The following is a 23,485-nucleotide window of genomic DNA, read 5'->3' as shown; positions in this document are numbered from 1 at the left end:
GAGTGCCGAGGCTACGCCACTGGGGTCAGGCCCAGCCTGTCGGCGAGCCGTTGGCGGTGTGCCGACGGGGTGCCGAACAGGTGACGGCCCGCGTGGGCCCGCTTCAGGTGGCGGTGGGCCGCGTGTTCCCAGGTGATGCCTATGCCTCCGTGCAGCTGGATCATCTCGCCGGCGATGTGCGTGTACGCCTGGGAGCAGGCGGCTTTTGCTGCTGCCGCCAGGTGGGGTGCGGCGTTGGAGTGCGCGGCCGCCAGTGCCAGTGAGCGTGCCGCCTCCAGTTGGACGTGCAGGTCGGCTATCCGGTGTTTGACCGCCTGGAACGAGCCGATGGGCCGCCCGAACTGCACACGGTCCTTGGCGTACTGGATGGTGTCCGCGAGTGCCCGGGTTGCCGCGCCTGTCTGTTCGGCTGCCAGCGCTGTGCAGGCGAGGTCCCGCACTCGGGACAGGACACGTTCGCCGTCGGCTGCGAGGAGTTTGGCTGGGGACCCGTCGAAGGTCACTCGGGCCTGGGGGCGGGTCTGGTCCATGGTCGGGAGAGGCGTGAACTCGGCTTGCGCGTCGCGGACTTGGTAAAGGGCTGGTCCGTCGTCGCCTCGAGCCAGGACCAGCAGGGTGTCCGGGCGTCCTGGGCCCGTCAGGACGTGGTCCTTCACACCGGTCAGCCGGCCCGCTCGGACCCGGGCGTTCATTGCCTCCGGCTCCCAGCTTCCGTTCTCCGCCCAGGCCAGCGCTCCCACCGCGGTGCCGTCGGCGAGCTCAGGGAGCAGCTCTGCGCAGGCCCGCGCGTTGCCGGACGCGACCAGTGCCTGCGTGGCCAGGACGGTGGAGGCCAGGTACGGGACCGGGCTGAGTGCCCGGCCCAGTTCCTCCATGACCACGTACGTCTCCACCGTGCCGCCGCCGTACCCCCCGTACTCCTCCGGCACCCCGAGGCCCGCCGCGCCGACCGCCTCGGTGAGCGGGCCCCACGCGGCCGCACCCTCGTGCCGGGTCAGCACCGCCCCTACGGCGGAGCGCAGTTCGTCCTGTTCGCTGGTGAAATTCATCCCCGGTCTCCTCTTGCCTTGCTGCGCAGCTCGCCTTTCAGGAGCTTGCCGCCCGCGTTGCGCGGGAGCTCCGGGACCATCACGAAGCGGCGCGGCACCTTGAAGTTGGCCAGGCGCTCGCGCGTCCACTCGGTGAGTTTCTTTGCGTCTACGGGTCCGGATACGACGATGAAGGCGACGCCCACCTCGCCGAGCCGTTCGTCCGGAGCGCCTACTACGGCGGCGTCGACTATCAGTTCGTGGCCCAGGAGGGTGTTCTCGACCTCGGCCGGGTACGCGTTGAAGCCGCCCACTACGTACATGTCCTTGAGCCGATCCGTGATGGTGAGGAAGCCGCGGTCGTCGAGCGTGCCGATGTCGCCCGTGCGGAGCCAGCCGTCTTGGGGGACTGCCTCATGGGTTGCTGTTTCGTCGTCCAGGTAGCCGCGCATCACGTGGTAGCCGCGCACCTGTACCTCGCCCGGTTCGCCGGCGGGCAGTTCGTCGCCCAGCGGTGAGGCGATCCGGATCTCGGTGCCGGGCAGCGCGCGGCCCACCGTGTGCGCGACCGTCCACGCGTCGGCGTCCGTGGGGCAGACGGAGACGACGCCTCCCGACTCGGTGAGTCCGTACGCCGTGAACACGTCGGGGGCGCCGAGTTCTGTGCGGATCAGTTCGACCAGTTCGGTCGGGACGGCGGCGGCGCCGGTTCCGGCGAGCCGCAGCGCCCCGAGGTCTGCTTCGCTCCGGTGGGGGTGGTGGATCAGGCCGTGGAAGACCGTCGGCGGGCCCATCAGGCAGGAGACGCGTTCGGCGGCGATGCGCTCCAGGACGCGGTCGGCGTCGTAGACCTCCTCGGGCAGCATCGTGACTCCGCGCAGCAGGCAGGCGATGATGCCCGCCTTGTAGCCGAAGGTGTGGAAGAACGGGTTCAGCAGGAGGTAGCGGTCGCCGGTTCTCAGGGTGACCTGGCGCGACCACTCCTCGTAGAGGCGGACCGTCTGTCCGTGGGTCGTCATCACGCCCTTGGGGCGGCCGGTGGTGCCGGACGTGTAGAGGATGTCGCTGACGTCGTCGGGTCCCACGGCGGCGGCGCGGGCCAGGCGTTCGGTGTCGGTGACTCCTTCGCCCGCCTTCAGGTACGTCTCCCATGCGAGAGCGTCGTCGTGCGCGTCGCCGCGGAGGACGACCACGGAGCGCAGGGCGCCGAGGTCCTCGCCGCTCGCGCGGAGTGTGTGGACGTAGTCGGTGCCGAGGAAGCCGCGTTCCGTGAAGAGGAGTTCGGCGCCGCTGCGGCGGATGATGTCGGCGGCCTCGGCCGCCTTGTAGCGCGTGTTGACCGGGACGAGGACCGCCCCGGCGCCGACCGCGCCCAGTGCGGCGAGGATCCAGTGACGGCTGTTGGCGGCCCAGATCGCCACGCGGGTGCCGGGGCGTATGCCGTGCGCGACGGCGGCGCGCGAGGCCGCGGCGATCTCGTCGCGCAGCCGGCTGAAGCTCCAGCGGACCTCGCCGTCGGCGAGTGCCTCCCGGTCGCCGTACGCGGCGGCGGCGTACTCGGGGAGCTGGGCGAGCGTACGCGGTGGGGTGGTACTGGTCACGAACCCTCCCTGTGATCAGGGGTACTTGACGTGCGAGCGTGGCCGGTATCCAATCACAGGTGTTTCGGTTAGGCATATACCTAGTAGGCACATTCCTTGGAGGCCTCGCATGCCGATCCCCACCCACCCCGCCACCTCGGCCGAGGACCTGAAGTCCGCCCTCGCCGGTTTCTGTACCGGCGTCGCGGTCATCACCGCACTCGACGGAGACGGCCGGCCCGCGGGCATGGCCGTGCAGTCGTTCTCGTCGGTCTCGCTCGACCCGCCCCTGGTCTGCTTCTGCCCGGCACACACCTCGACGACCTGGCCGCGGATCAGGGCGGCGGGCCGGTTCGCCGCCAACGTCCTCGCCGAGGACCAGCGCGAGCTGTGCCGGCGCTTCGCGGTGACGGGCGGCGACAAGTTCGCGGGCACGCCCTGGCGGCCGGGCGGCAACGGCGCACCCCTGCTCGACGGAGCACTCGCCACGATCGAGTGCGAACTCGCCGACGTGCTCGACGGCGGCGACCACGCCATCGCGCTCGGCCGGGTCACCTCACTGACCACGCACCGCGACGCGGGGCCGCTGCTCTACTTCCGCCGCACCTACGGGCGCTTGCCGCGCTCCAGCTCCTCGATGTCCGCGAGCATGGCGTCGGCGAGGTCGCGCTCCGACGCGTAGTACCGCTCGGCCCACTTGAGCGTGAGCGTGGGGTACGTCCAGGCCTCGTTGCCCTTCGCGCCCTCCACGTCCTCCTCCGCGCGCACCCGCATCGTCTCGGCGAACTCCCGGTGCCGCGCGAGCACTTCACGCATCTGCTCGCCTTCGAGCAGGTGCCCGAGCCAGAGCCGCAGCATGGGCCCGTGCTTGAGGACGGGCGGGTCGACGGGTGCCTCGCGTGCCCAGGTCCGCACGGCCTCCATGCCTTCGTCGGTGATCCGGTAGACCCGCTTGTCGCGGGTGCCGGTCTCCTGCGCGACCAGCCGCGAGGTCGCGTAACCGGCCTTCTCCAGGCGCTTGAGCTCGCTGTAGATCTGGCTGAACGACGGGCTCCAGTAGAAGAAGCGCAGGGACCAGTCGGACCACTTCTTCAGGTCGTAGCCGGACAGCTCCTCACCGAAGGAGAGCAGTCCGAGCACCGCCCAGCTGGTCGCCGGGAGTGCGGGGCGCTCTGCGCCGGCCGCGTCGTCTACCGCCTTCTTCTTCACCACGCACGCAGTCTACGTAGCCCCTTCCCCCGCCATGCGTATGCCTGCTAGAAGTATTCCTATTAGAAACACGTCACTCGGGAGGATCCCCGTGAAGTTCTCCATGATCTTCGAGGCTCAGCTCGCCGACCCGACGCCAGAGAACGAGCGCCAGGTCCTCAAGGACTGCGTCGAACAGGCCGTCTTCGCCGAGGAGATGGGCTTCGACCGCATCTGGGCGGTCGAGCACCACTCCCTCACCCAGTACGCGCACATGAGCGCGTCCGAGATCTTTCTGACCTGGGTCGCGGCCCGTACGGAGAAGATCCGCATCGGGCACGGCGTCGTCACGATGCCCTTCGGCTACCAGCACCCCGTCCGCGTCGCCGAGCGGGCCGCGATGCTCGACTCGCTGACCGGCGGCCGCGTCGACATCGGCGCGGGGCGCGGCGCGACGAAGCAGGAGATGCGGATGTACGGGGTCCGCCCCGAGGACACGTATCCGCAGATGGAGGAGGCCCTGCGGATCTTCTCCTCGGCGTGGCGGGAGGAGCAGTTCGAGTGGCACGGCTCGATCGACATCGGGCCCGGCGCGATCCTGCCGCGCCCGGTGCAGACCCCGCACCCGCCTCTCTTCATGGCCTGCTCCAAGCACGACACGCTCAAGCTCGCGGCCGAACTCGGCATCGGGGCCCTGGTGATGGGCTTCGCCGGCGCCGACGACGTCCGCACGATGCGGAAGGTCTACGACGAGGCCATCGCGACCCGCACCGGCGAGCGCTTCGTGTCCACCGAGGTCAACGACCACCTCTCGGCGCTCTGCCCGACGGTCGTCCTCGACGACGCGGACCTCGCGCTGCGCCTCGGCACGCGCGGCCAGCGCTTCTTCGCCGAGTCGATCGCGCACTGGTACGGGAACGCGCCCGCGCCCACTTCCTACGCAGAGGGCGAGGACCACGTGGCCGCGATGGCCAAGGACCGCGAGGAGCTCGTCGCCAAACTCCACGAGGCGAACATCCCGGCCCGTCCGGTCGACACCGGCACCTACAACGCCGAACACGCCTACGGCTCCGCGGACACCGCGATCAGTTACGTCGAGCAGCTGCGCGAGATCGGCGTGGACGAGGTGATGTGCCTGATCCAGATGGGCACGGTCCCGCAGGAGGCGTGCATGGAGACCATCCGCCAGTGGGGCGAGAAGGTCATCCCGCACTTCCGGGCACTGGAGGCGAAGTGACGGTCTCACTGGACGGCAAGGTCGTTGTCATCACGGGCGCGGGGCGCGGTCAGGGCGCGGCGGAGGCCGCTCTCGCCGCGGCGGCCGGCGCGCGGGTCGTGGTCACGGACGTGCGGGAGGAGGAGGGCGTCGAGGTCGCCAAGTCGCTCGGCGGGCAAGGGCTGTTCGTGCGGCACGACGTGTCGGACCCGGACAGCTGGGGCGAGGTCGTCGGTGCCACGCTCCGCGCCTTCGGACGCATCGACGCGCTGGTCAACAACGCGGCACTGTGGCGCACCGCCCCGGTCGAGCAGGAGACCCTGGAGAACTTCGAGCAGCTGATCCGGGTCAATCTCCTCGGCCCGTTCCTCGGCATCCAGGCCGTGGTGCCCGCGATGAGGGAGGCGGGCGGCGGATCGGTCGTCAACGTCTCGTCGACGGCAGGTCTCATCGGCATCCCGGGGCACGCCGCGTACGGCTCCACGAAGTTCGGCCTTCGCGGCCTGACCCGGTCATCGGCGCTCGACCTGGCGGGGTACGGGATCCGCGTCAACTCGGTACACCCGGGCGCCATCGACACCCCGATGATCGCCGGGGTCTCCGGCAAGGACTGGTCGCATCTTCCGCTGGGCCGGATGGGCCGCCCCGAGGAGGTCGGTGAGCTGGTCCTGTTCCTGGCGTCGGACGCCTCCTCGTACATCACCGGCACGGAGTTCACGGTGGACGGGGGGTCGACGGCGGGATGACGACGCACGACCCCCTCACCCCGCAGGCGCGCACCCTGTGCGACGCCATGTCGGCCACGTTCCCCGACCCGGCCGACGGCCCCCTCGACGCGGACGCCCTGCGGACCGCCGCGCGGGCGGGGCTCGGGAAGCCGGCCGTGCCGATGCGGTCGGTGACCGAGCGCCGGGTGTCCGCGCCGGATCTCGACGCCCCCGTGCCCGTACGGATCTACGAACCCGAGTCCGACGGCCCGCGCCCGCTCGTGGTGTTCCTGCACGGCGGCGGGTGGGTGCTCTGCGACCTCGACACGCACGACGGGCTCTGCCGTCAACTCGCCGCGCTGTCCGGTGCGTCGGTCGTATCCGTCGACTACCGGCGCGCCCCCGAGCACCCGTTCCCGGCCGCCTCCCACGACGCCTACGCCGTGGCGCGGTGGGCCGCCGCGCACGCGCGGGAACTGGGGTGCGACCCGGACCGGCTGTTCGTCGCCGGGGACTCCAGCGGCGGGAACCTGGCCGCCGCCGTCGCGCAGCGGGCCCAGGGCGATCCCGAGGGGCCGGCGGTCGCGGGCCAGTTGCTGCTGTACCCGGTGCTCGACCACCGGCTCGGCGGCGAGTCCCCGGTGGCGTTCGAGCGGGGGTTCTTCCACACGACGGCTCATATGCGCTGGTACTGGGAGCAGTACCTCGGCTCCGGCGGCGATCCCGTCGCCGCCTCGCCCGGACTCGCACCCGACCTCGACGGGCTGCCGCCCGCCCTCGTGCTCCTCGCGGACTGCGACCCGCTGCGCGACGAGGGGCTCGCCTACGCGCGGCGGCTCGCGCGGGCCGGGGTGCGGGCGGAGGTGGCGCTGTATCCGGGGGTGTTCCACGGGTTCCTGGGCGCGGCCGGGTTCCTGCCCGAGGCGGACGCGGCGCTCGCGCGGGCCGCCACCTGGCTGACCCGCACCCCGGGTACCGGCACCTGACGGCGTTCGCTATTTTGTTCGCCGCCGTCCCCACCGGCTCTGTCCCCCTCCCCGAACCTCAGAGGAGCCGGCCGTGGATGCCGAGTCCCAGCCCGCCACGACCCCCGCGGTCACCACCTGCTACCGCCATCCCAAGGTGGAGACCTACGTCGGCTGCACCCGCTGCGAGCGGCCCATCTGCCCCGACTGCATGCGGTCGGCGGCCGTCGGCCACCACTGCCCCGACTGCGTGAAGGAGGGCGTCCGCTCGGTCCGCCAGGCCCGCACTGTCTTCGGCGGACGGGTGTCGGCCGTCCCGCTCGTCACGTACGTCCTGATGGGCCTGAACATCGTGGCCTACCTCGCCGAGCTGGTGCGCCCGGCCGTCGTGGACCGGTTCGGGATGCTGGGCGCGGGGCTCGTCGGCCCTGACGGCGGGCATTACGTGTACCAGGACGGGTTCCCGGCCGACTTCCACGCGGAGGGGGTGGTGGCGGGCGAGTGGTACCGGATGATCACCGGCGCGTTCCTCCACATGCCGGCCACCGAGGGCGTCTTCGGGATCCTGCACATCCTGTTCAACATGTTCTCGCTGTGGAACCTCGGCCGCGTCGTCGAGACGCAACTGGGCCGCGTCCGCTACCTCGCCGTCTATCTCCTGTCCGCGTTCGGCAGCTCCGTGCTCGTCTACCTGATCGCCCCGGGCACCCTCACGGTCGGCGCGTCGGGCGCGATCTTCGGGCTCGGCGCCGCGTACTACGTGATGGCGCGGCGCCTGGGCGCGGACATGAGCGGCGTCAACCGGTTCATGGCGTACTTCCTGCTGTGGATGCTGATCTCGGCCGGATTCGCCTCCTGGCAGGGCCACTTGGGCGGCCTGCTCACGGGCGGAGCGGCGACCCTCGCCCTCGCGTACGCGCCCCGCGCCCGCCGCACCCTGGTACAGGGCTCGGCGTGCGCGGGGCTGTTCGTACTCCTTATGGCGCTGACGTTCCTCAAGCAGCCGTAGAAGGAGGGGCTGTTACTTCGCCTGCTCCTGCTCCTGGAACGCGGGGAGTTCGAGGATCCGCTGCTTGCCGGCGTCGTCCATCAACTCCACCAGGGGCAGGACCAGGTCCCACAGGTCCTGCTTGTCCACCTCGCGGGCCAGCGCGTCGAGTTCGGGCGCGGGCAGCGCGCCGGCCGCCGCTGCGACCTCCCGGCGGGACTCGTCCGGCAGGACCTCCACCAGCGGCAGGAACTCCGCCCACAGCCCCGTCGCCACCACGGCCCGTACGACACCCTCGAGAACCCCGTCGGCCCGTAGCGACGGCAGCGCCGCGACCACCCGGCGCTCCTCCGCGCCGAGGAGCGCCACCAGCGGAAGCAGGGACTCCCACAGGTTCTCGTCGGCGACCGTGCCGACCAGGGAGTCGAGCCGGCCGGCGGGCTGCGCCGCCGTGAGCGAGGCGATCCGGCTGCGCTGTTCCCCGGTGACCATCCCGGCCACGGCCAGCGCCTGAGGCCACAGCCCCTCGCTCGCGGCGGACGCGATGACCTGCGCCAACCGCTCCGCCCCCATCAACTCGACGATGCGGCCGGTGCGTTCGGGCCGGTCGATGGCGAAGCCGGTGCGCAGCACGGCCGCGTCGTCGACCTGCGGCAGGATCCGGGTCAGCGCCGCGTCCCGCAGATGGCCGACGAAGCGGCCCATCGTCAGATGGTCGCCGCGCTCGGCGAGCGCCACCGCGATACGGACGACGAGGTTCTCGTCGAGCCGGTCCACGATGCCGGGGATACGGCGCGGGTCGAGGTGTGCGCACGACTCGGCGGTGAACGGTACGGGCAGCTTCTCGATGATGTCGGCGGCGCGCTGGGGGTCGATGCGCCCGGCGACCGCGGCGGCCAGGCGCGGCCCGAGCGCCTTCTGCGAGATCGCGGCGGCGACCCCGGCGGGCACCAGCTTGGTGGCCGCGGCGATCCGGTCCAGCATGTCGGGCATCCGGTCGAACAGCGCGGCGACCGTCTGCTCGTGGAAGCGGCGCACGTCGTCCGGCGGCAGCTCCCGCAGGAAGTCGAGGCTCTCGGGTTCGGCGTCGAGCAGCCTCGCGATCTTGAGGACCTCGGCCCGGCCCCGCAGCTTGTCCGTGACAGCCATGTGCACGTCTCCTAACGAGAGGCCCTAGCGGAAGAGGATGCGGCGGACGGGTCCGCGGGCGAGGGCGGGAACCAGCTTCAGCGCCTCCTCGGCGGCGTCCCCGAGTCCGGCGGCGCGACGCTCGCGCTCCCCGCGCAGGGAGGTGGCGAGGAGCAGGGTCTGCGCCTCGGTCAACTCCCCGAAGGACTGCGGGGGTTGGGCCCCCAGTTCGGTACTCAGCTGTGCCCGTGCTTCGTTGCTCACAGCGACCTCCCGGTCAGCGCGCGGCTCGCGCTCGGCTCGTCCCGAGACTGGCGCCGGACTGACTTTTAGTCAATAGCGGGGACGGCCGCTCCACCGCCCGGTTCCGTGATCCGACGGTGACCGGCGCGCCCGAAATCCGGGTGCGTCGCCCACGTAATCTGTGCCGCATGAAACGCGCAGGCTGCCTCCTCCTGGCCGTGGCTCCGGTCGCCACGGTCGCGGTGTTCCTCTTCACGCCGGGGCACGACGACGGCAAGGGCGGCTCGCACGGCGCGTCCGCGTCGCACCGGTCCGACGCGGACGCCAAGGCCGCCAAGGCCGCCGCGGAGAAGAAGGCCGACGACGACGCCATCGCCGACCTGCCGCCGGGCCTCGCCGCGCCCGCAAAGAAGGACCTCGCCCAGCAGATCGTGGCCAGCGCGGAGAACTCGACGCTCGACTGGCGCGGCCAGTACGGCTACATCGAGGACATCGACGACGGCCAGGGCTACACGGCCGGGATCATCGGCTTCTGCACCGGCACACACGACCTGCTCACCCTCGTCGAGCGGTACACGAAGGCCCACCCGGACAACGGCCTCGCCCGCTATCTGCCCGCCCTGCGCAAGGTCGACGGCACGGACTCCCACGAGGGCCTCGACCCCGGCTTCACCGCGGCGTGGAAGAAGGAGGCGTCCGACCCCGCCTTCCGCGCCGCCCAGAACTCCGAGCGCGACCGCGTCTACTTCGACCCGGCCGTCCGCCTCGCCAAGCTCGACGGCCTGGGCACGCTCGGCCAGTTCATCTACTACGACGCGATGGTCCTGCACGGCCCCGGCACAGGCCCGAGCGGCTTCTACGGCCTGCGCGAGGCCGCCATCGCGGAGGCCGACATCCCGTCACAGGGCGGCAAGGAGAAGGAGTACCTCGACATCTTCCTCGACGTCCGCCGCAAGGCGATGAAGGCGAAGAAGCCGGACCGCGACACGACCCGCATCGACACGGCCCAGCGGCAGTTCCTCTACGACGGCAATCTGACCCTGAAGACACCGCTGGTGTGGAAGGTGTACGGGGAGACGTACCGGGTGCCGTAACCGCCGAAGCGGTGGGCCCACGACACAGACGCATATGACGCCCACCCAAGTCCCAGTTCACATGCCCCTCACTGGCACCACCTGCACAGGTGTCACCCCCACCAACTACCCTCGAACGTGCGTATGGGTTGCGCACGCACTGGCGGCCGCACCACGGGGGAAGGCAAACGGGGATGGGCTACACGATTCCGGGCTGGCTTGACGAGGTCCTGGAGTTCATCGGGATCAACTTCCCGAACGTGGACGAGGACGACTACCGCGAAATGGCCACAGCCATGAGGGAGTTCGCGGAGAAGTTCGAGGGCCACGGCGGGGACGCGCACAAGGCTTTCTCCCGGATCCTGTCCACCTCCGAGGGCTGGGCCGTCGACTCCATGGAGAAGCACTGGAACCAGGTGAAGGCCAGTCACCTGGAGAAACTCCCCGAGCTTGCCCGGCTGTTCGCGGACGCCTGCGACGCCCTCGCCGAGATCGTCTTCTGGATGAAGACCAAGGCCGAGGCAGAACTCGCCGTCATGGCCGGCACCGTGGGCCTGTCCATCGGCCTGGCCTGGGTCACCGGCGGCCTGTCCGCCGTCCTCGGCGCCGCCGAGATCGCCGCGATGCGACAGGTCGTCAAGCGCATCATCGACGAGGCCGTGGACCGGATCGTCGACGAGGTGATCGCCAAGGTCACCGAACCGGTCAACGCCAAACTGGAGGCGATGGTCGAGGACATGGTCCTGGACCTGGCCGAGGGTGCGTTCTCCGTGCCGCCCGCCGGCGGCAGCGGTGGCGGTGGCGGTGGCGGGCATGACGGCAAGGGCGGCATGCATCTCGCCTCGGCCGGTGGTGGCGGCGGCGGCGGCGGCGGCGGCGGCCCACAGAAGCGGACCCGTATCGACCACGTCGAGTTCGAGGACGGCGCCGGAAAGGTCTCCCGGCACGGCGGCGAACTGCGCACGGCCGCCTCCGACCCGCTGGGCCGGGTCCGAGGAGCATTCGGTCGCAGCAAAGGCCGCGACCCCTTCACCCAGGTCTTCGACAGCGTGCTGCACGGCGCGATCAAGGGCTCCGAGAAGGCCCTGAAGAAGATCACCAAGCACATCACGGAGACCGTCCCGGAGCGGGTCAAGGGCGCCTCCCGCATCCATAAGGGTAAGGACCACGACGTCCGCGACAAGGTCAACGCCATCGCCGGCGGCAAGAAGGACGGCGGCAAGGACGACGAACGCACCCGCCTGGACGGCACGGGCAAGCGTCGGCCCGGCTCGCTGAAGGACGCCATGGCCAACGCGCGCGAAAGAGCCATCGCCCTGACCCGGCGCCGCTGCAAGACCGACCCGGTCGACGTCGCGAGCGGCGAGATGGTGCTGCCCCAGAACGACCTGGGACTGCCGGGCGTGCTGCCTCTGGTGCTGCGGCGCACTCACATATCCGGATACCGCTACGGGCACTGTTTCGGGCCGAGCTGGGCCTCCACCCTCGACGAACGCCTGGAGCTGACGGGAAGCGGCGCAGTCTGGGCGCGAGAGGACGGCTCGCTGCTCGCCTATCCCCAACTGCCGCGCGAGGCGGGCGAAGAGGTGCTGCCTGCCGAGGGCGAGCGCGTACCGCTCACGTATGTCGACCGGAACGCGCTGGGTGAGATCACCTACGCCACGACCGACCCGTACTCCGGCCGTATCCGCCGGTTCGTCGGCAGCCCCTACACCTCCGGCGGCCTGTACTGGCTCGGCGAGATCGAGGACCGCAACGGCAACACCGTGCACATCGTCCGGGACGACGAGGGCCTGCCGAGCGCTGTCGTCCACAGTGGCGGCTATGACGTGCGGGTGACCTGTGACCGGGCGCTCGGCCGCGTCGCGGCCCTGGACCTGCGAACTGCGGAGGGATCCGTCCGCGTCGCCTCCTATCGCTACGAAGACGGCGACCTGACCGGGATCACGTCCTTCTCGGACACCGCCGCACTGCGCTTCACCTACGACGACGAGCACCGCGTCACCTCGTGGACCGACCGCAACGACCACACCTACGCGTACGTGTACGCCGCCGCGGGCCGGGTCGTGGAGACCATCGGCCCCGACGGTGCGCTCTCCTCCCGCTTCGCCTACGACACCGCCGCCCGTGAGACCCGCTTCACGGACTCCACCGGCGCGGTCACTGTCAACCGGCACAACGCGCTCGGTCAGACCGTCTCCGAGACCGACCCGCTCGGTCACACCGTCCACTTCGTCTGGGACCGCCACGACAACCTGCTGGAACGGACCGACCAACTCGGCCACACCGCCCGCTTCACCTGGGACGAACGGGGCAACCTGACCGGGATCACGTTGCCGGACGGCACCGAGTCGACGACCCGCTACAACGGCCTCAACCTGCCCGTGGAGGTCATCGAGGCCGACAGCACGACCTGGCGCCAGGACTTCGACGAGCGCGGCAACCGTGTCCGGGTAACCGCGCCGGACGGCACGCAGACGCACTTCACCTACGACGCCAGTGGTGCACTGCTCGCCCTGACCGACCCGACCGGCGCGAGAGAGCACCTCACGCACGACGCGGCGGGCCTCGTGCTGTCCCGCACCGATGCCCTCGGCCACGCCGCCTCGGTGGACAGGGACGATTTCGGGCGGCCGATCCGCGCCATCGCCCCCGGCGGCGCGACCACTCACCTGGAATGGCTGCCCCAAGGCTGGCTCGCCCGCAGTGTGGCACCCGACGGCGCCGAGGAGCGCTGGACCTGGGACGCCGAGGGCAACTGCAGCTCGCACACCGGCCCCACGGGCGCCGTGACCCGGTTCGATTACACGCACTTCGACCGGCTCGCCGCCCGCACCGGCGCGGACGGTGCCCGCTACTCGTTCGCGTACGACACCGAACTGCGCCTGACCGAAGTCCTCAACCCGCAGGGTCTGAGCTGGAGTTACACCTACGATGCCGCGGGCAACCTGACCTCCGAGTCCGACTTCGACGGGCGCGCGGTCCATTACGCGTACGACCCGTTGGGCCGGCCCGTCGTGCGCACCACGCCGCTCGGCGCGCGCATCACCAGCGCGTACGACGGGATGGGCCGAGTCACCGAAAAGGTCGTGGCGGGCCGCCGCACCCGTTACACGTACGACGCGGCAGGGCGAATCGGTTCCCTGGACTCGCCGACCTCCACGCTGACGCTGGAGCGGGATGCGGTCGGCCGGGTCGTCGCCGAGACCGTCGACGGGCGCACCACCCGATTCGCCTACGACGCCGCGGGCCGCCGCATCACCCGCACCACGCCCACCGGCGCGGTGACGCACTCGGCCTACGACACGGTGGGCAACCGCACCGGGCTGCTCAGCGACGGCCGTTCCCTGACCTTCACGCACGACGCGTGGGGCAAGGAACTGACCCGTAGCTTCGGCCCCGCTCACGCACCGGTCACGCTCACCTCCGGGTGGAACGAGATGGGCCGGCTCACCTCACAGCAGCTGACCGCCGACGGCCGCACGCTGCGCGACCGCACCTACGCCTACCGGGCCGACGGCTACCTGGAACGGATCTGGGACCAGCAGCTCGGCACGGGTCGCGACTTCGAACTCGACCCGGTCGGCCGCCCGCTGCGCGTCACGGCCGAGAACTGGTCGGAGTCGTACGCGTACGACAGCGCGGGCAACCAGGTCAGCGCCGAATGGCCCGACCGAGCCGCTCGCACCGAGGCCCGGGGAGAGCGCACGTACGAGGGCACTCGCGTCCTGACCGCGGGGCGGGTCCGCTGCGAGTACGACGCCGCGGGGCGCACCACTGTGCGACAGAAGACGCGGCTCTCGAAGAAGCCGGACACCTGGCGCTATACCTGGGACGAGGAGAACCGCCTGGTCGCCTGCGTCACCCCGGACGGCATCCGGTGGGCCTACACCTACGACCCGTTGGGGCGGCGCACCGCCAAGCACCGCATGGGCGACGACGGCCGCACGATCGTGCACTCCGTCCACTTCACCTGGGACGGCACCCGGCTCGCCGAACAGACGGACACCGCCCACCACATCACCACCACCTGGGACTACGAGGGCCACCGCCCCCTGACCCAGCTGGAGCGCCGCATCGGCCCCGGCAGCGGTCCGCAGGACGAGGTCGACTCACGGTTCTTCACGATCGTTACGGACCTGGTGGGCGCGCCCAGCGAACTCGTCGACGAACAGGGCGAGATCGCCTGGCGCGGCCGGTCCACCGTATGGGGCGGCACCGGCTGGAACCGGGACGCGGACGTCTACACCCCCCTGCGCTTCCCCGGGCAGTACGACGACGCCGAGACCGGATTCCACTACAACTGCCAGCGCCACTACGACCCCGACACCGCACGCTACGCCAGCCCCGACCCGCTCGGTCTCGGCCCCGCGCCCAACCCCGTCGCGTACGTCACCAACCCGCACACCCGCATGGACCCCGAAGGCCTGATCGCCAAGGGGTGCACGGAGAGCGGCGGTTGGTACAGCGGCATGAAACCCGCCAACCTCCTGGACGAGGACAAGAAGCGCATCAACCCCGTCGACCAGGAGATCAACCACATCCCCGCGAAGGCGTCCTACTCTCACCTGGACATGGCTGGGTTCCGGACGAACAAGAACGGCGGCGGCGCCGGCATGGGCCCCGCGATCCGTATGAACGCCGAGGACCACCGTGAGCTGAGCAGCACGGGCTCCAGCAAGGAGAGCGACGAATGGCGGGCCAAACAGCGGGAGCTGATCGACGCCGGGCGCTGGGACCAGGCCATGAAAATGGACATCGACGAGATCCGGGAGCTGTACGGCGACAAGTACGACACGCACATCAAGGACATGATCGGCAGCCTGGAGAACAACAAGAAGTTCCAGGCAATGTTGAAGGAGAAGGACTGGAAGATAAACTACGACATCCTCAAATGACCTGTGACGTCGTCGACCGGCCATGTCATGACAGAACGAGAGGCAAGAGGTAACCGATGGATCTGGTACTCGACCCGCCGCGCGGAGTCGCGCCGATCCTGCTGGGCATGACGCTCGACGAAGCGCTCGCCGCGGCGCCCGACAACTGGGGCGAGTCCCGCGTGCTGCGCCGTCCCAGCCGGAACTCGGCGAAGGCTTCCTGGACCCTCGACCACGTCGGTGTACAGGCCCTGGTCGAGGGCGGCACGGCCGTCACCGCGATCGAGCTGTGGTGGCCCGGCGAAGGCCGCACGTCCAGCACCCGCGTCCTGCTTGATGGGGACGAGGTGTTCACCACCCCCGCCCAGAGCCTCTTCACGCGCGCCGCAGAGCGGGGCTGGACGGTCGACACGTCGCAGCCCGAGTACCCGGTGATCCCCGGGGTGTCCCTCGGCTTCACCCGGCAGACCTCGCAGGAGGTCGAGCGGGACGCCGACGGTCTGCCGCGGTGTGTCACCTCGGTCCTGGTCGGCGGCAAGGAGTACTACAACTACCGCTACGAGAATCGCGGTTGAGCGGGTCTCTGATTCGTACGCCCGCCTAGCCGGAAAGGGACGACGTCCCTCTGCCCGTGCGCGACCTGGCGGATTAGCGGCAGACGAGACCCGCTTCACCTGGGACGGCACCTGCCTGGCCGAGCAGGCGGACACCGCCACCGGCATCACGCTCCCCTGGGATCACGACGGCTTCCGGCCGCTCGTCCAGTACGAGCGCAGGCCGCTGTCCGACGGCGAGGTCAACTCCCGCTTCTTCGCCATCGTCTCGGACCTCGTCGGCACCCCCACGGAACTCGTGGACGAGAGCGGCACGATCGCGCCTATGGCAACCAGGGCTTCGAGCTGACCGGCTGGCTGGACAATCCCGCCGCGGGGGTACGCACCGCGATCCCCGGCTGGAAACCCTGAGCGGATCCCGAAGGACAGAGTCCCCTCCGCCCTCGCCGACCGACCGTGACCGACACCCGATGCCCGGGAGCCCTGACCCATGCCGCGCACCACCCCGCCCCGCCCTGTCGACGTCGAAGCGCTCTTCCCCGAGCTGGGTGCGCTGCGCCGCTCGGCGACCCGGCTGCATCCACGGCACGGTACCCCCACGGTGCACGACAGCTCGGTCGGCGGTCCGGTGCTCTGGCCCGCAGGAGAGCCGTGGCCGGTCTGCACGATCCCGCACAAGCGGTCCAGCGGCTACCGCTACGCCTATGTCCTGCGCGAGCGGGAGATCCTGGACCGGGCCTGGCGGCGCGATCCGCGGTCCGGCCCGAACGCCGAGGAGCGCGCCGAACTCGCCGGTTTCAAGCGTGGCCGGCACGCCCCGGACCTGACCGACAGCGAGCCGATCCCGCTGCTCGCCGTCGCCCAGCTCCACCGCCGTGACGTCCCCGGCCTGCCGTTCCCCGAAGAGGGCGATCTGCTCCAGGTGTTCTGGTGCGGCTACGAGCGGCACGGCAAGTCCCGCCACGAGCCGCACGTCCACCTCCGACGGCGTCATGCCGCGGACGTCACCGAGCCGCTCTCCGATCAGCCGGTGCCCGAGGTCGTGGGCCGCGAGGAGCTCGTCCCGAGTGCGTGCGTCCTGCACCCCGAAGTGGTCACCGAGTATCCGTGGTTCGAGGAGCTCGGCCCCGGGCTGCAGGAGCGCATCGAGCGCTGGGCCGCGCCCGACGGCGAGGAGGAGGACGAGGACGAGGTCTACGTGTCGGACCTGTCGACGTCCCCCGGCTGGAAGGTCGGCGGTCACATCGCCTGGAACCTCACGGGGCCGACCCGCCTGAACTGCGCCGCCTGCGACGCGGACCTCTTCCCGCTCCTGACCGCGGCAGCCACCGAGTGGGATCCCAGCAGGACCAGCTGGATCCCGTACGAGGACCGGCAGGACAGTGGTGCCCGGGGCGCCAACACCCCGACCCGCGTCTCCCCCGGCCGCGGCCGCCTGACCATCGCCGTGTGCCCCCGCGACCCGCACCATCCGCTCCGGCTCGTCACGCAGTGAGTGACCGCGGCGCGGCAGAGGACCGACGCACCGCGACGCCCGCCCAGGCGTCCGGTCGGGGACAGTTCGGGCGAGCGTCGCGCTCAGTTCCGTACGCCGTTGTACGGGACGTCTTTTGAGGGGCCCTCAGGCCGCCGTCGCGTCGGTCAGACGGTCAGGGAGCGGTCCGTCGGGCGGATCGGGGCCGGCAGTTCGCTGACGCCGGTCAGGAAGCGGTCGACCCCGCGGGCGGCCGAGCGGCCCTCCGCGATGGCCCACACGATGAGCGACTGGCCGCGGCCCGCGTCACCGGCGACGAAGACGCCGGGGACGTTGGTCTGGAACTCGTCGTCGCGCGCCACGTTTCCGCGCGCGTCGAGGTCCAGGGCGAACTGGGAGACGAGGCCGTTGTCCTGGTCCGTGCCCGTGAAGCCCATCGCGAGCGTGACCAGCTGGGCGGGGATCCTGCGCTCCGTGCCCGGCTTCTGCGTCAGCTTGCCGTCGATGAACTCCACCTCGACGAGGTGCAGGTACTGGACGTTGCCGTCCTCGTCGCCCTCGAAGTGGGTGGTCGACACGGAGTAGACCCGCTCGCCGCCCTCCTCGTGCGCGGACGTCACCTTGTAGAGCATGGGGAACGTCGGCCAGGGCTGGCCCGCGCTGCGGTCCTCGCCCGGACGCGGCATGATCTCCAGCTGCGTGACCGAGGCCGCGCCCTGGCGGTGGGCGGTGCCCACGCAGTCCGCGCCGGTGTCGCCGCCGCCGATGACGACGACGTGCTTGCCCTCGGCGGAGACGGGCGTGGTGACGTAGTCGCCCTCCTGGACCTTGTTGGCCAGGGGCAGGTACTCCATCGCCTGGTAGACGCCCTTGAGTTCACGTCCCGGGACCGGCAGGTCGCGGGCGGTCGTGGCACCGGCGGCGATGACCACGGCGTCGTAGCGCTTGCGCAGCTTCGCGGCGTCTATGTCGCGGCCGATCTCCACGCCCGTACGGAACTTGGTGCCCTCCGCGCGCATCTGCTCGATGCGGCGGTTGATGTGGCGCTTCTCCATCTTGAACTCGGGGATGCCGTAGCGGAGCAGGCCGCCGATGCGGTCGGCGCGCTCGTAGACGGCGACCGTGTGGCCGGCCCGCGTCAGCTGCTGGGCGGCGGCGAGGCCCGCCGGGCCCGAGCCGATGACGGCGACGGTCTTGCCGGAGAGGCGCTCCGGGGCCTGGGGCGCGACATCGCCGCGGTCCCACGCCTGGTCGATGATCGAGACCTCGACGTTCTTGATGGTGACGGCCGGCTGGTTGATGCCGAGCACGCACGCCGACTCACAGGGCGCCGGGCAGAGGCGGCCGGTGAACTCCGGGAAGTTGTTGGTGGCGTGCAGCCGCTCCTGCGCCGCCGACCAGTCCTCGCGGTACGCGTAGTCGTTCCACTCGGGGATCAGGTTCCCGAGCGGGCAGCCGTTGTGGCAGAACGGGATGCCGCAGTCCATGCAGCGGCCGGCCTGCTTGCTGATGATGGGGAGCAGGGAGCCGGGAACGTAGACCTCGTTCCAGTCCCGCACGCGCTCGCCGACCGGACGGGTCTTGGCGACCTCGCGGCCATGGTTGAGAAAGCCCTTGGGATCAGCCATTGGTCGCCGCCTCCATCATCTTCTCGGTGGTCTCGGACTCGGAGAGTCCGGCTCGCTCGGCGGCGTCCTTGGCGGCGAGCACTGCCTTGTACGTGCTGGGGATGATCTTGCTGAAGCGGTCCACCGCCACCGTCCACTCCGCGAGGAGCTTCTCGGCGACCGTCGAGCCGGTCTCCTCGGCGTGGCGGCGCACGACGTCGTGCAGCCACTGCTTGTCGGTGTCGTCCAGGGCCTCGACTGCCGTCTGGGACGAGGCATTTACGTTGTCGAGGTCCAGGTCGACGACGTACGCGATGCCGCCCGACATGCCGGCCGCGAAGTTGCGTCCGGTCTCACCGAGGACGACCGCGCGGCCACCGGTCATGTACTCGCAGCCGTGGTCGCCCACGCCTTCCGAGACGACCGTCGCGCCCGAGTTGCGGACACAGAAGCGCTCGCCGGTGCGGCCGCGCAGGAACAGCTCGCCGCCCGTGGCGCCGTACGCGATCGTGTTGCCCGCGATCGTCGAGTACTCGGCGAGGTGGTCGGCGCCGCGGTCCGGGCGGACCACGATGCGGCCGCCGGACAGGCCCTTGCCGACGTAGTCGTTGGCGTCGCCCTCCAGGCGCAGCGTGACACCGCGCGGCACGAACGCGCCGAACGACTGGCCCGCGGAGCCGGTGAAGGTGATGTCGATGGTGTCGTCGGGCAGGCCCGCGCCACCGAACTTCTTCGTCACCTCGTGGCCGAGCATGGTGCCGACCGTGCGGTTGATGTTGCGGATCGCGACCTGGGCGCGGACCGGCTGGGCGTCGGCCTGCGCGTTCGCGGCGAGCGCGTCGGCGGCCAGCTTGATCAGCTCGTTGTCCAGGGCCTTCTCCAGGCCGTGGTCCTGAGTGATCACCTGGTGGCGCACGGCGCCCTCGGGCAGCTCGGGGACGTAGAAGAGGGGCTCGAGGTCGAGGCCCTGGGCCTTCCAGTGGTCCACGGCCCGCTCGGTGTCGAGGAGTTCGGCGTGGCCGACGGCCTCCTCGATGGTACGGAAGCCGAGCTCGGCGAGGATCTCGCGGACCTCTTCGGCGATGAACTCGAAGAAGTTCACGACGAATTCGGCCTTGCCGGAGAACCGCTCGCGCAGGACGGGGTTCTGCGTGGCGATGCCGACCGGGCAGGTGTCCAGGTGGCAGACGCGCATCATGACGCAGCCGGAGACGACGAGCGGCGCGGTCGCGAAACCGAACTCCTCGGCGCCGAGCAGCGCGGCGATGACGACGTCGCGGCCGGTCTTGAGCTGGCCGTCGGTCTGGACGACGATGCGGTCGCGCAGGCCGTTGAGCAGCAGGGTCTGCTGGGTCTCGGCGAGACCGAGCTCCCAGGGACCGCCGGCGTGCTTGAGGGAGGTCAGCGGCGAGGCGCCCGTACCGCCGTCGTGGCCGGAGATGAGCACCACGTCGGCGTGCGCCTTGGAGACACCCGCGGCGACCGTGCCGACGCCGACCTCGGAGACCAGCTTCACGTGAATCCGCGCCTGCGGGTTCGCGTTCTTCAGGTCGTGGATCAGCTGGGCCAGGTCCTCGATGGAGTAGATGTCGTGGTGCGGCGGCGGCGAGATGAGCCCGACGCCCGGCGTCGAGTGACGCGTCTTGGCGACCCACGGGTAGACCTTGTGGCCGGGCAGCTGGCCGCCCTCGCCGGGCTTGGCGCCCTGCGCCATCTTGATCTGGATGTCGTCCGCGTTGACCAGGTACTCGCTCGTGACACCGAAGCGGCCGGAGGCGACCTGCTTGATGCTGGAGCGGCGCGCCGGGTCGTACAGCCGGTCCGCGTCCTCGCCGCCCTCACCGGTGTTGGACTTGGCGCCCAGCTGGTTCATGGCGATGGCGAGGGTCTCGTGCGCCTCCTTGGAGATGGAGCCGTACGACATGGCGCCCGTGGAGAACCGCTTGACGATCTCGCTGACCGGCTCGACCTCGTCGATGGAGATCGCTTCGCGGCCGCTCCTGAAGCCGAAGAGGCCACGCAGCGTCATCAGACGCTCCGACTGCTCGTTCACGCGGCCCGTGTACTTCTTGAAGATGTCGTAGCGGCGGCCCCGCGTCGCGTGCTGGAGGCGGAAGACCGTCTCCGGGTCGAACAGGTGCGGCTCGCCCTCGCGGCGCCACTGGTACTCGCCGCCGATGTCGAGGGCGCGGTGCGCGGGCGCGATGCCGCTCGCCGGGTACGCCTTCGCGTGGCGGGCGGCGACCTCCTGGGCGATGACGTCGAGACCGGCGCCGCCGATCTTCGTCGCCGTGCCGTTGAAGTACTTCTCGACGAAGGCCTCGTCGAGGCCGACGGCCTCGAAGACCTGGGCGCCGCGGTAGGAGGCGACGGTCGAGATGCCCATCTTGGACATGACCTTGAGGACGCCCTTGCCGAGCGCGTAGATCAGGTTGCGGATGGCCTGCTCGGCCTCGATGCCGGGCAGGAACGTGCCGGCGCGGACCAGGTCCTCGACGGACTCCATCGCCAGGTACGGGTTGACGGCCGCGGCGCCGAAGCCGATGAGGAGGGCCACGTGGTGGACCTCGCGCACATCGCCCGCCTCGACGAGCAGGCCCACCTCGGTGCGCTGCTTCGTGCGGATGAGGTGGTGGTGGACGGCCGCGGTGAGCAGCAGCGACGGGATCGGCGCGTGCTCGGCGTCGGAGTGCCGGTCGGAGAGCACGATCAGGCGGGCGCCGGCCTCTATGGCGGCGTCGGCCTCGGCGCAGATCTCCTCGATGCGGGCGGCGAGCGCGTCGCCGCCGCCGGAGACCCGGTACAGGCCGGACAGGGTCGCGGCCTTCATGCCGGGCATGTCGCCGTCGGCGTTGATGTGGATGAGCTTGGCCAGCTCGTCGTTGTCGATCACCGGGAAGGGCAGGGTGACCGAACGGCAGGAGGCCGCGCTCGGCTCGAGCAGGTTGCCCTGCGGGCCGAGGGTGGAGCGCAGCGAGGTGACGAGCTCCTCGCGGATGGCGTCCAGCGGCGGGTTCGTGACCTGCGCGAACAGCTGGGTGAAGTAGTCGAAGATCAGCCGCGGGCGGGCGGAGAGCGCCGCGATCGGCGAGTCCGTGCCCATGGAGCCGAGCGGCTCGCCGCCGGTCTTGGCCATCGGCGTGAGGATGACGCGCAGCTCTTCCTCGGTGTAGCCGAAGGTCTGCTGGCGGCGGGTGACCGAGGCGTGGGTGTGGACGATGTGCTCGCGCTCGGGGAGGTCCTCGAGCTCGATCTCACCGGCCTCGAGCCACTCGGCGTACGGCTTGTCGGCGGCCAGGCCGGCCTTGATCTCGTCGTCCTCGATGATGCGGTGCTCGACGGTGTCGACGAGGAACATCTTGCCGGGCTGGAGGCGGCCCTTGCGGACGACCTTCGCGGGGTCGATGTCGAGGACGCCGACCTCGGAGCCGAGGACGACGAGGCCCTCGTCGGTGACCCAGTAACGGCCGGGGCGCAGACCGTTGCGGTCGAGAACGGCACCCACCTGCGTACCGTCGGTGAAGGTCACGCACGCCGGGCCGTCCCAGGGCTCCATCATCGCGGAGTGGAACTGGTAGAAGGCGCGGCGGTCGGCCGCCATGGAGGCGTGGTTCTCCCAGGCCTCCGGGATCATCATCAGGACGCTGTGCGGCAGGGAGCGGCCGCCGAGGTGCAGCAGTTCGAGCACCTCGTCGAAGGACGCCGAGTCCGAGGCGTCGGGCGTACAGACGGGGAAGATCCGCGACAGGTCCTCGGCCCCGAACAGGTCGGAGGCGAGCTGCGACTCGCGCGCCTTCATCCAGTTCCGGTTGCCCTTGACCGTGTTGATCTCACCGTTGTGCGCGACGAAGCGGTACGGGTGCGCGAGCGGCCAGCTCGGGAACGTGTTCGTGGAGAACCGCGAGTGGACGAGCGCGATCGCAGATGCGAATCGGCGGTCCGACAGGTCGGGGAAGAAGGGCTCGAGCTGGCCGGTGGTCAGCATGCCCTTGTAGACGATGGTGCGGGCGGAGAGCGACGGGAAGTACACGCCGGCCTCGCGCTCGGCGCGCTTGCGCAGGACGAAGGCCTTGCGGTCGAGCGCGATGTCCTTCGCGGTGCCGTCGGCGTCCGAGACGAAGATCTGGCGGAAGGCCGGCATCGTCGAGCGGGCGGTGGCGCCGAGGAGCTGCGGGGCGACCGGCACCTCGCGCCAGCCGAGGACGGTGAGGCCCTCCGCGGCGGCGATCGTCTCGATCTGTGAGACGGCGGCGGCGTGGTCGGCCTCGTCGACGGGCAGGAAGGCGATGCCGACCGCGTACGCACCGGCGTCGGGCAGATCGAAGGAGACCGCGGCGCGCAGGAAGGCGTCCGGGACCTGGGACAGGATGCCCGCTCCGTCACCCGAGTCGGGCTCGGAACCGGTGGCACCTCGGTGCTCCAGGTTGCGCAGAACCGTGAGCGCCTGTTCGACCAGCGCGTGGCTCGCCTCGCCGGTGAGGGTGGCCACGAAGCCGACGCCACAGGCGTCGTGCTCGTTGCGGGGGTCGTACATGCCCTGGGCGGCAGGGCGAGCATCCATGTACGGCTGGTTCATGGAGTGCTGGGACGGCTGGCGCGGCGTGCGCATCGGCTCTCCCGTCGTCGTTTTTCGTGGCATATGACATCTGCCGAGGGACGACGTTGGCCCTCTGCTGGGGTGCAAAATTTCGTGCAGGTTACATGATGGAACGAGTCTCGGGAACCGGATAGTCCGTTCCAACATGCGGACACCGCGGTCGCGGTGAGTGCCGCTCCCGTGGACGGAACAGGAGCGGAATCAGGAAACCTTCACGGGCAGATCGATGTCCGCGGGTCCATGAGCGAGGCGGGCGTCAT

17 protein-coding genes are annotated in these 23,485 nt (G+C 70.6%); 9 read left to right on the top strand and 8 right to left on the bottom strand.

Annotated elements, in window-relative coordinates; translation table 11 throughout:
• Positions 1-11 precede the first annotated feature (11 nt).
• Positions 12-1,049 (bottom strand): acyl-CoA dehydrogenase family protein, encoded by a 1,038-nt coding sequence (locus OHA58_RS27090; protein WP_405481977.1) that lies wholly within the window; start codon positions 1,047-1,049, stop codon positions 12-14.
• Entirely contained in the window at positions 1,046-2,629 is a 1,584-nt protein-coding gene (locus OHA58_RS27085; RefSeq protein ID WP_405481975.1) for a FadD3 family acyl-CoA ligase, read from the bottom strand. The genes OHA58_RS27090 and OHA58_RS27085 overlap by 4 nt, the downstream gene beginning before the upstream one ends.
• A gap of 109 nt (positions 2,630-2,738) precedes the next feature.
• Here OHA58_RS27085 and OHA58_RS27080 point away from each other — a divergent pair, with 109 nt between their 5' ends.
• Entirely contained in the window at positions 2,739-3,290 is a 552-nt protein-coding gene (locus OHA58_RS27080; RefSeq protein ID WP_405481974.1) for a flavin reductase family protein, read from the top strand.
• On the opposite strand, the gene OHA58_RS27075 is transcribed toward OHA58_RS27080, so the two are convergent.
• Positions 3,215-3,820 carry a helix-turn-helix transcriptional regulator gene (locus tag OHA58_RS27075; protein ID WP_405481973.1) on the bottom strand — a complete coding sequence of 202 codons (606 nt, stop codon included), beginning with the start codon at positions 3,818-3,820 and terminating at the stop codon, positions 3,215-3,217. The genes OHA58_RS27080 and OHA58_RS27075 overlap by 76 nt on opposite strands.
• An 88-nt stretch (positions 3,821-3,908) precedes the next feature.
• Between OHA58_RS27075 and OHA58_RS27070 the strand changes: the two genes are divergently transcribed.
• The 4 genes from OHA58_RS27070 (at position 3,909) to OHA58_RS27055 (ending at position 7,693) form a co-directional block, all read left to right on the top strand.
• Complete coding sequence (locus OHA58_RS27070) at positions 3,909-5,033, top strand: LLM class flavin-dependent oxidoreductase (protein ID WP_405481972.1); 1,125 nt, start codon at positions 3,909-3,911, stop codon at positions 5,031-5,033.
• Positions 5,030-5,758: a glucose 1-dehydrogenase gene (locus OHA58_RS27065; RefSeq protein ID WP_405481970.1), complete on the top strand. Its 729-nt coding sequence runs from the start codon at positions 5,030-5,032 to the stop codon at positions 5,756-5,758. The genes OHA58_RS27070 and OHA58_RS27065 overlap by 4 nt, the downstream gene beginning before the upstream one ends.
• Positions 5,755-6,705, top strand: coding sequence for an alpha/beta hydrolase fold domain-containing protein (locus tag OHA58_RS27060; protein WP_405481969.1), 951 nt, complete (start codon positions 5,755-5,757; stop codon positions 6,703-6,705). The genes OHA58_RS27065 and OHA58_RS27060 overlap by 4 nt, the downstream gene beginning before the upstream one ends.
• A gap of 73 nt (positions 6,706-6,778) precedes the next feature.
• Positions 6,779-7,693: a rhomboid family intramembrane serine protease gene (locus tag OHA58_RS27055; RefSeq protein WP_405481968.1), complete on the top strand. Its 915-nt coding sequence runs from the start codon at positions 6,779-6,781 to the stop codon at positions 7,691-7,693.
• Between the two features lie 12 nt (positions 7,694-7,705).
• Here the strand turns inward: OHA58_RS27055 and OHA58_RS27050 are convergent, their stop codons facing one another.
• Together OHA58_RS27050 and OHA58_RS27045 are read right to left on the bottom strand one after the other, a co-directional pair.
• Positions 7,706-8,821, bottom strand: a complete 1,116-nt coding sequence (locus tag OHA58_RS27050; protein ID WP_405481967.1) for a hypothetical protein — start codon at positions 8,819-8,821, stop codon at positions 7,706-7,708.
• A gap of 24 nt (positions 8,822-8,845) precedes the next feature.
• Entirely contained in the window at positions 8,846-9,064 is a 219-nt protein-coding gene (locus OHA58_RS27045; protein WP_405481966.1) for a hypothetical protein, read from the bottom strand.
• Positions 9,065-9,231: 167 nt separating this feature from the next.
• Here OHA58_RS27045 and OHA58_RS27040 point away from each other — a divergent pair, with 167 nt between their 5' ends.
• The 3 genes from OHA58_RS27040 (at position 9,232) to OHA58_RS27030 (ending at position 15,568) form a co-directional block, all read left to right on the top strand.
• On the top strand, positions 9,232-10,137 hold the full coding sequence (locus OHA58_RS27040) for a chitosanase (protein WP_405481964.1): 906 nt from the start codon (positions 9,232-9,234) through the stop codon (positions 10,135-10,137).
• A gap of 173 nt (positions 10,138-10,310) precedes the next feature.
• Positions 10,311-15,014, top strand: a complete 4,704-nt coding sequence (locus OHA58_RS27035; protein ID WP_405481962.1) for a DUF6531 domain-containing protein — start codon at positions 10,311-10,313, stop codon at positions 15,012-15,014.
• A 56-nt stretch (positions 15,015-15,070) separates the two neighbouring features.
• Positions 15,071-15,568, top strand: coding sequence for a hypothetical protein (locus tag OHA58_RS27030; protein WP_326776218.1), 498 nt, complete (start codon positions 15,071-15,073; stop codon positions 15,566-15,568).
• 162 nt (positions 15,569-15,730) lie between these two features.
• Here the strand turns inward: OHA58_RS27030 and OHA58_RS27025 are convergent, their stop codons facing one another.
• The gene (locus tag OHA58_RS27025; protein WP_405481960.1) at positions 15,731-15,862 is read right to left on the bottom strand and encodes a hypothetical protein; all 132 of its coding nucleotides are present in this window, start codon (positions 15,860-15,862) and stop codon (positions 15,731-15,733) included.
• 175 nt (positions 15,863-16,037) lie between these two features.
• On the opposite strand from OHA58_RS27025, the gene OHA58_RS27020 reads away from it, so the two are divergent.
• Positions 16,038-17,042 carry a hypothetical protein gene (locus tag OHA58_RS27020; protein WP_405481958.1) on the top strand — a complete coding sequence of 335 codons (1,005 nt, stop codon included), beginning with the start codon at positions 16,038-16,040 and terminating at the stop codon, positions 17,040-17,042.
• Between the two features lie 146 nt (positions 17,043-17,188).
• Here OHA58_RS27020 and OHA58_RS27015 read toward each other — a convergent pair whose 3' ends face one another.
• Together OHA58_RS27015 and gltB are read right to left on the bottom strand one after the other, a co-directional pair.
• Positions 17,189-18,649 (bottom strand): glutamate synthase subunit beta, encoded by a 1,461-nt coding sequence (locus OHA58_RS27015; RefSeq protein ID WP_266565336.1) that lies wholly within the window; start codon positions 18,647-18,649, stop codon positions 17,189-17,191.
• Positions 18,642-23,237 (bottom strand): glutamate synthase large subunit, encoded by a 4,596-nt coding sequence (gltB, locus tag OHA58_RS27010; RefSeq protein WP_405481956.1) that lies wholly within the window; start codon positions 23,235-23,237, stop codon positions 18,642-18,644. Before gltB ends, OHA58_RS27015 begins: the two co-directional genes overlap by 8 nt.
• Positions 23,238-23,485 lie beyond the last annotated feature (248 nt).

Source organism: Streptomyces sp. NBC_00009 (assembly GCF_045040855.1).
In the GTDB taxonomy this organism is placed as follows: Bacteria; Actinomycetota; Actinomycetes; order Streptomycetales; family Streptomycetaceae; genus Streptomyces; species Streptomyces aureus.
Note: the sequence above shows the minus strand (reverse complement) of the source record. Positions and strands in the feature narration are given on the sequence as shown.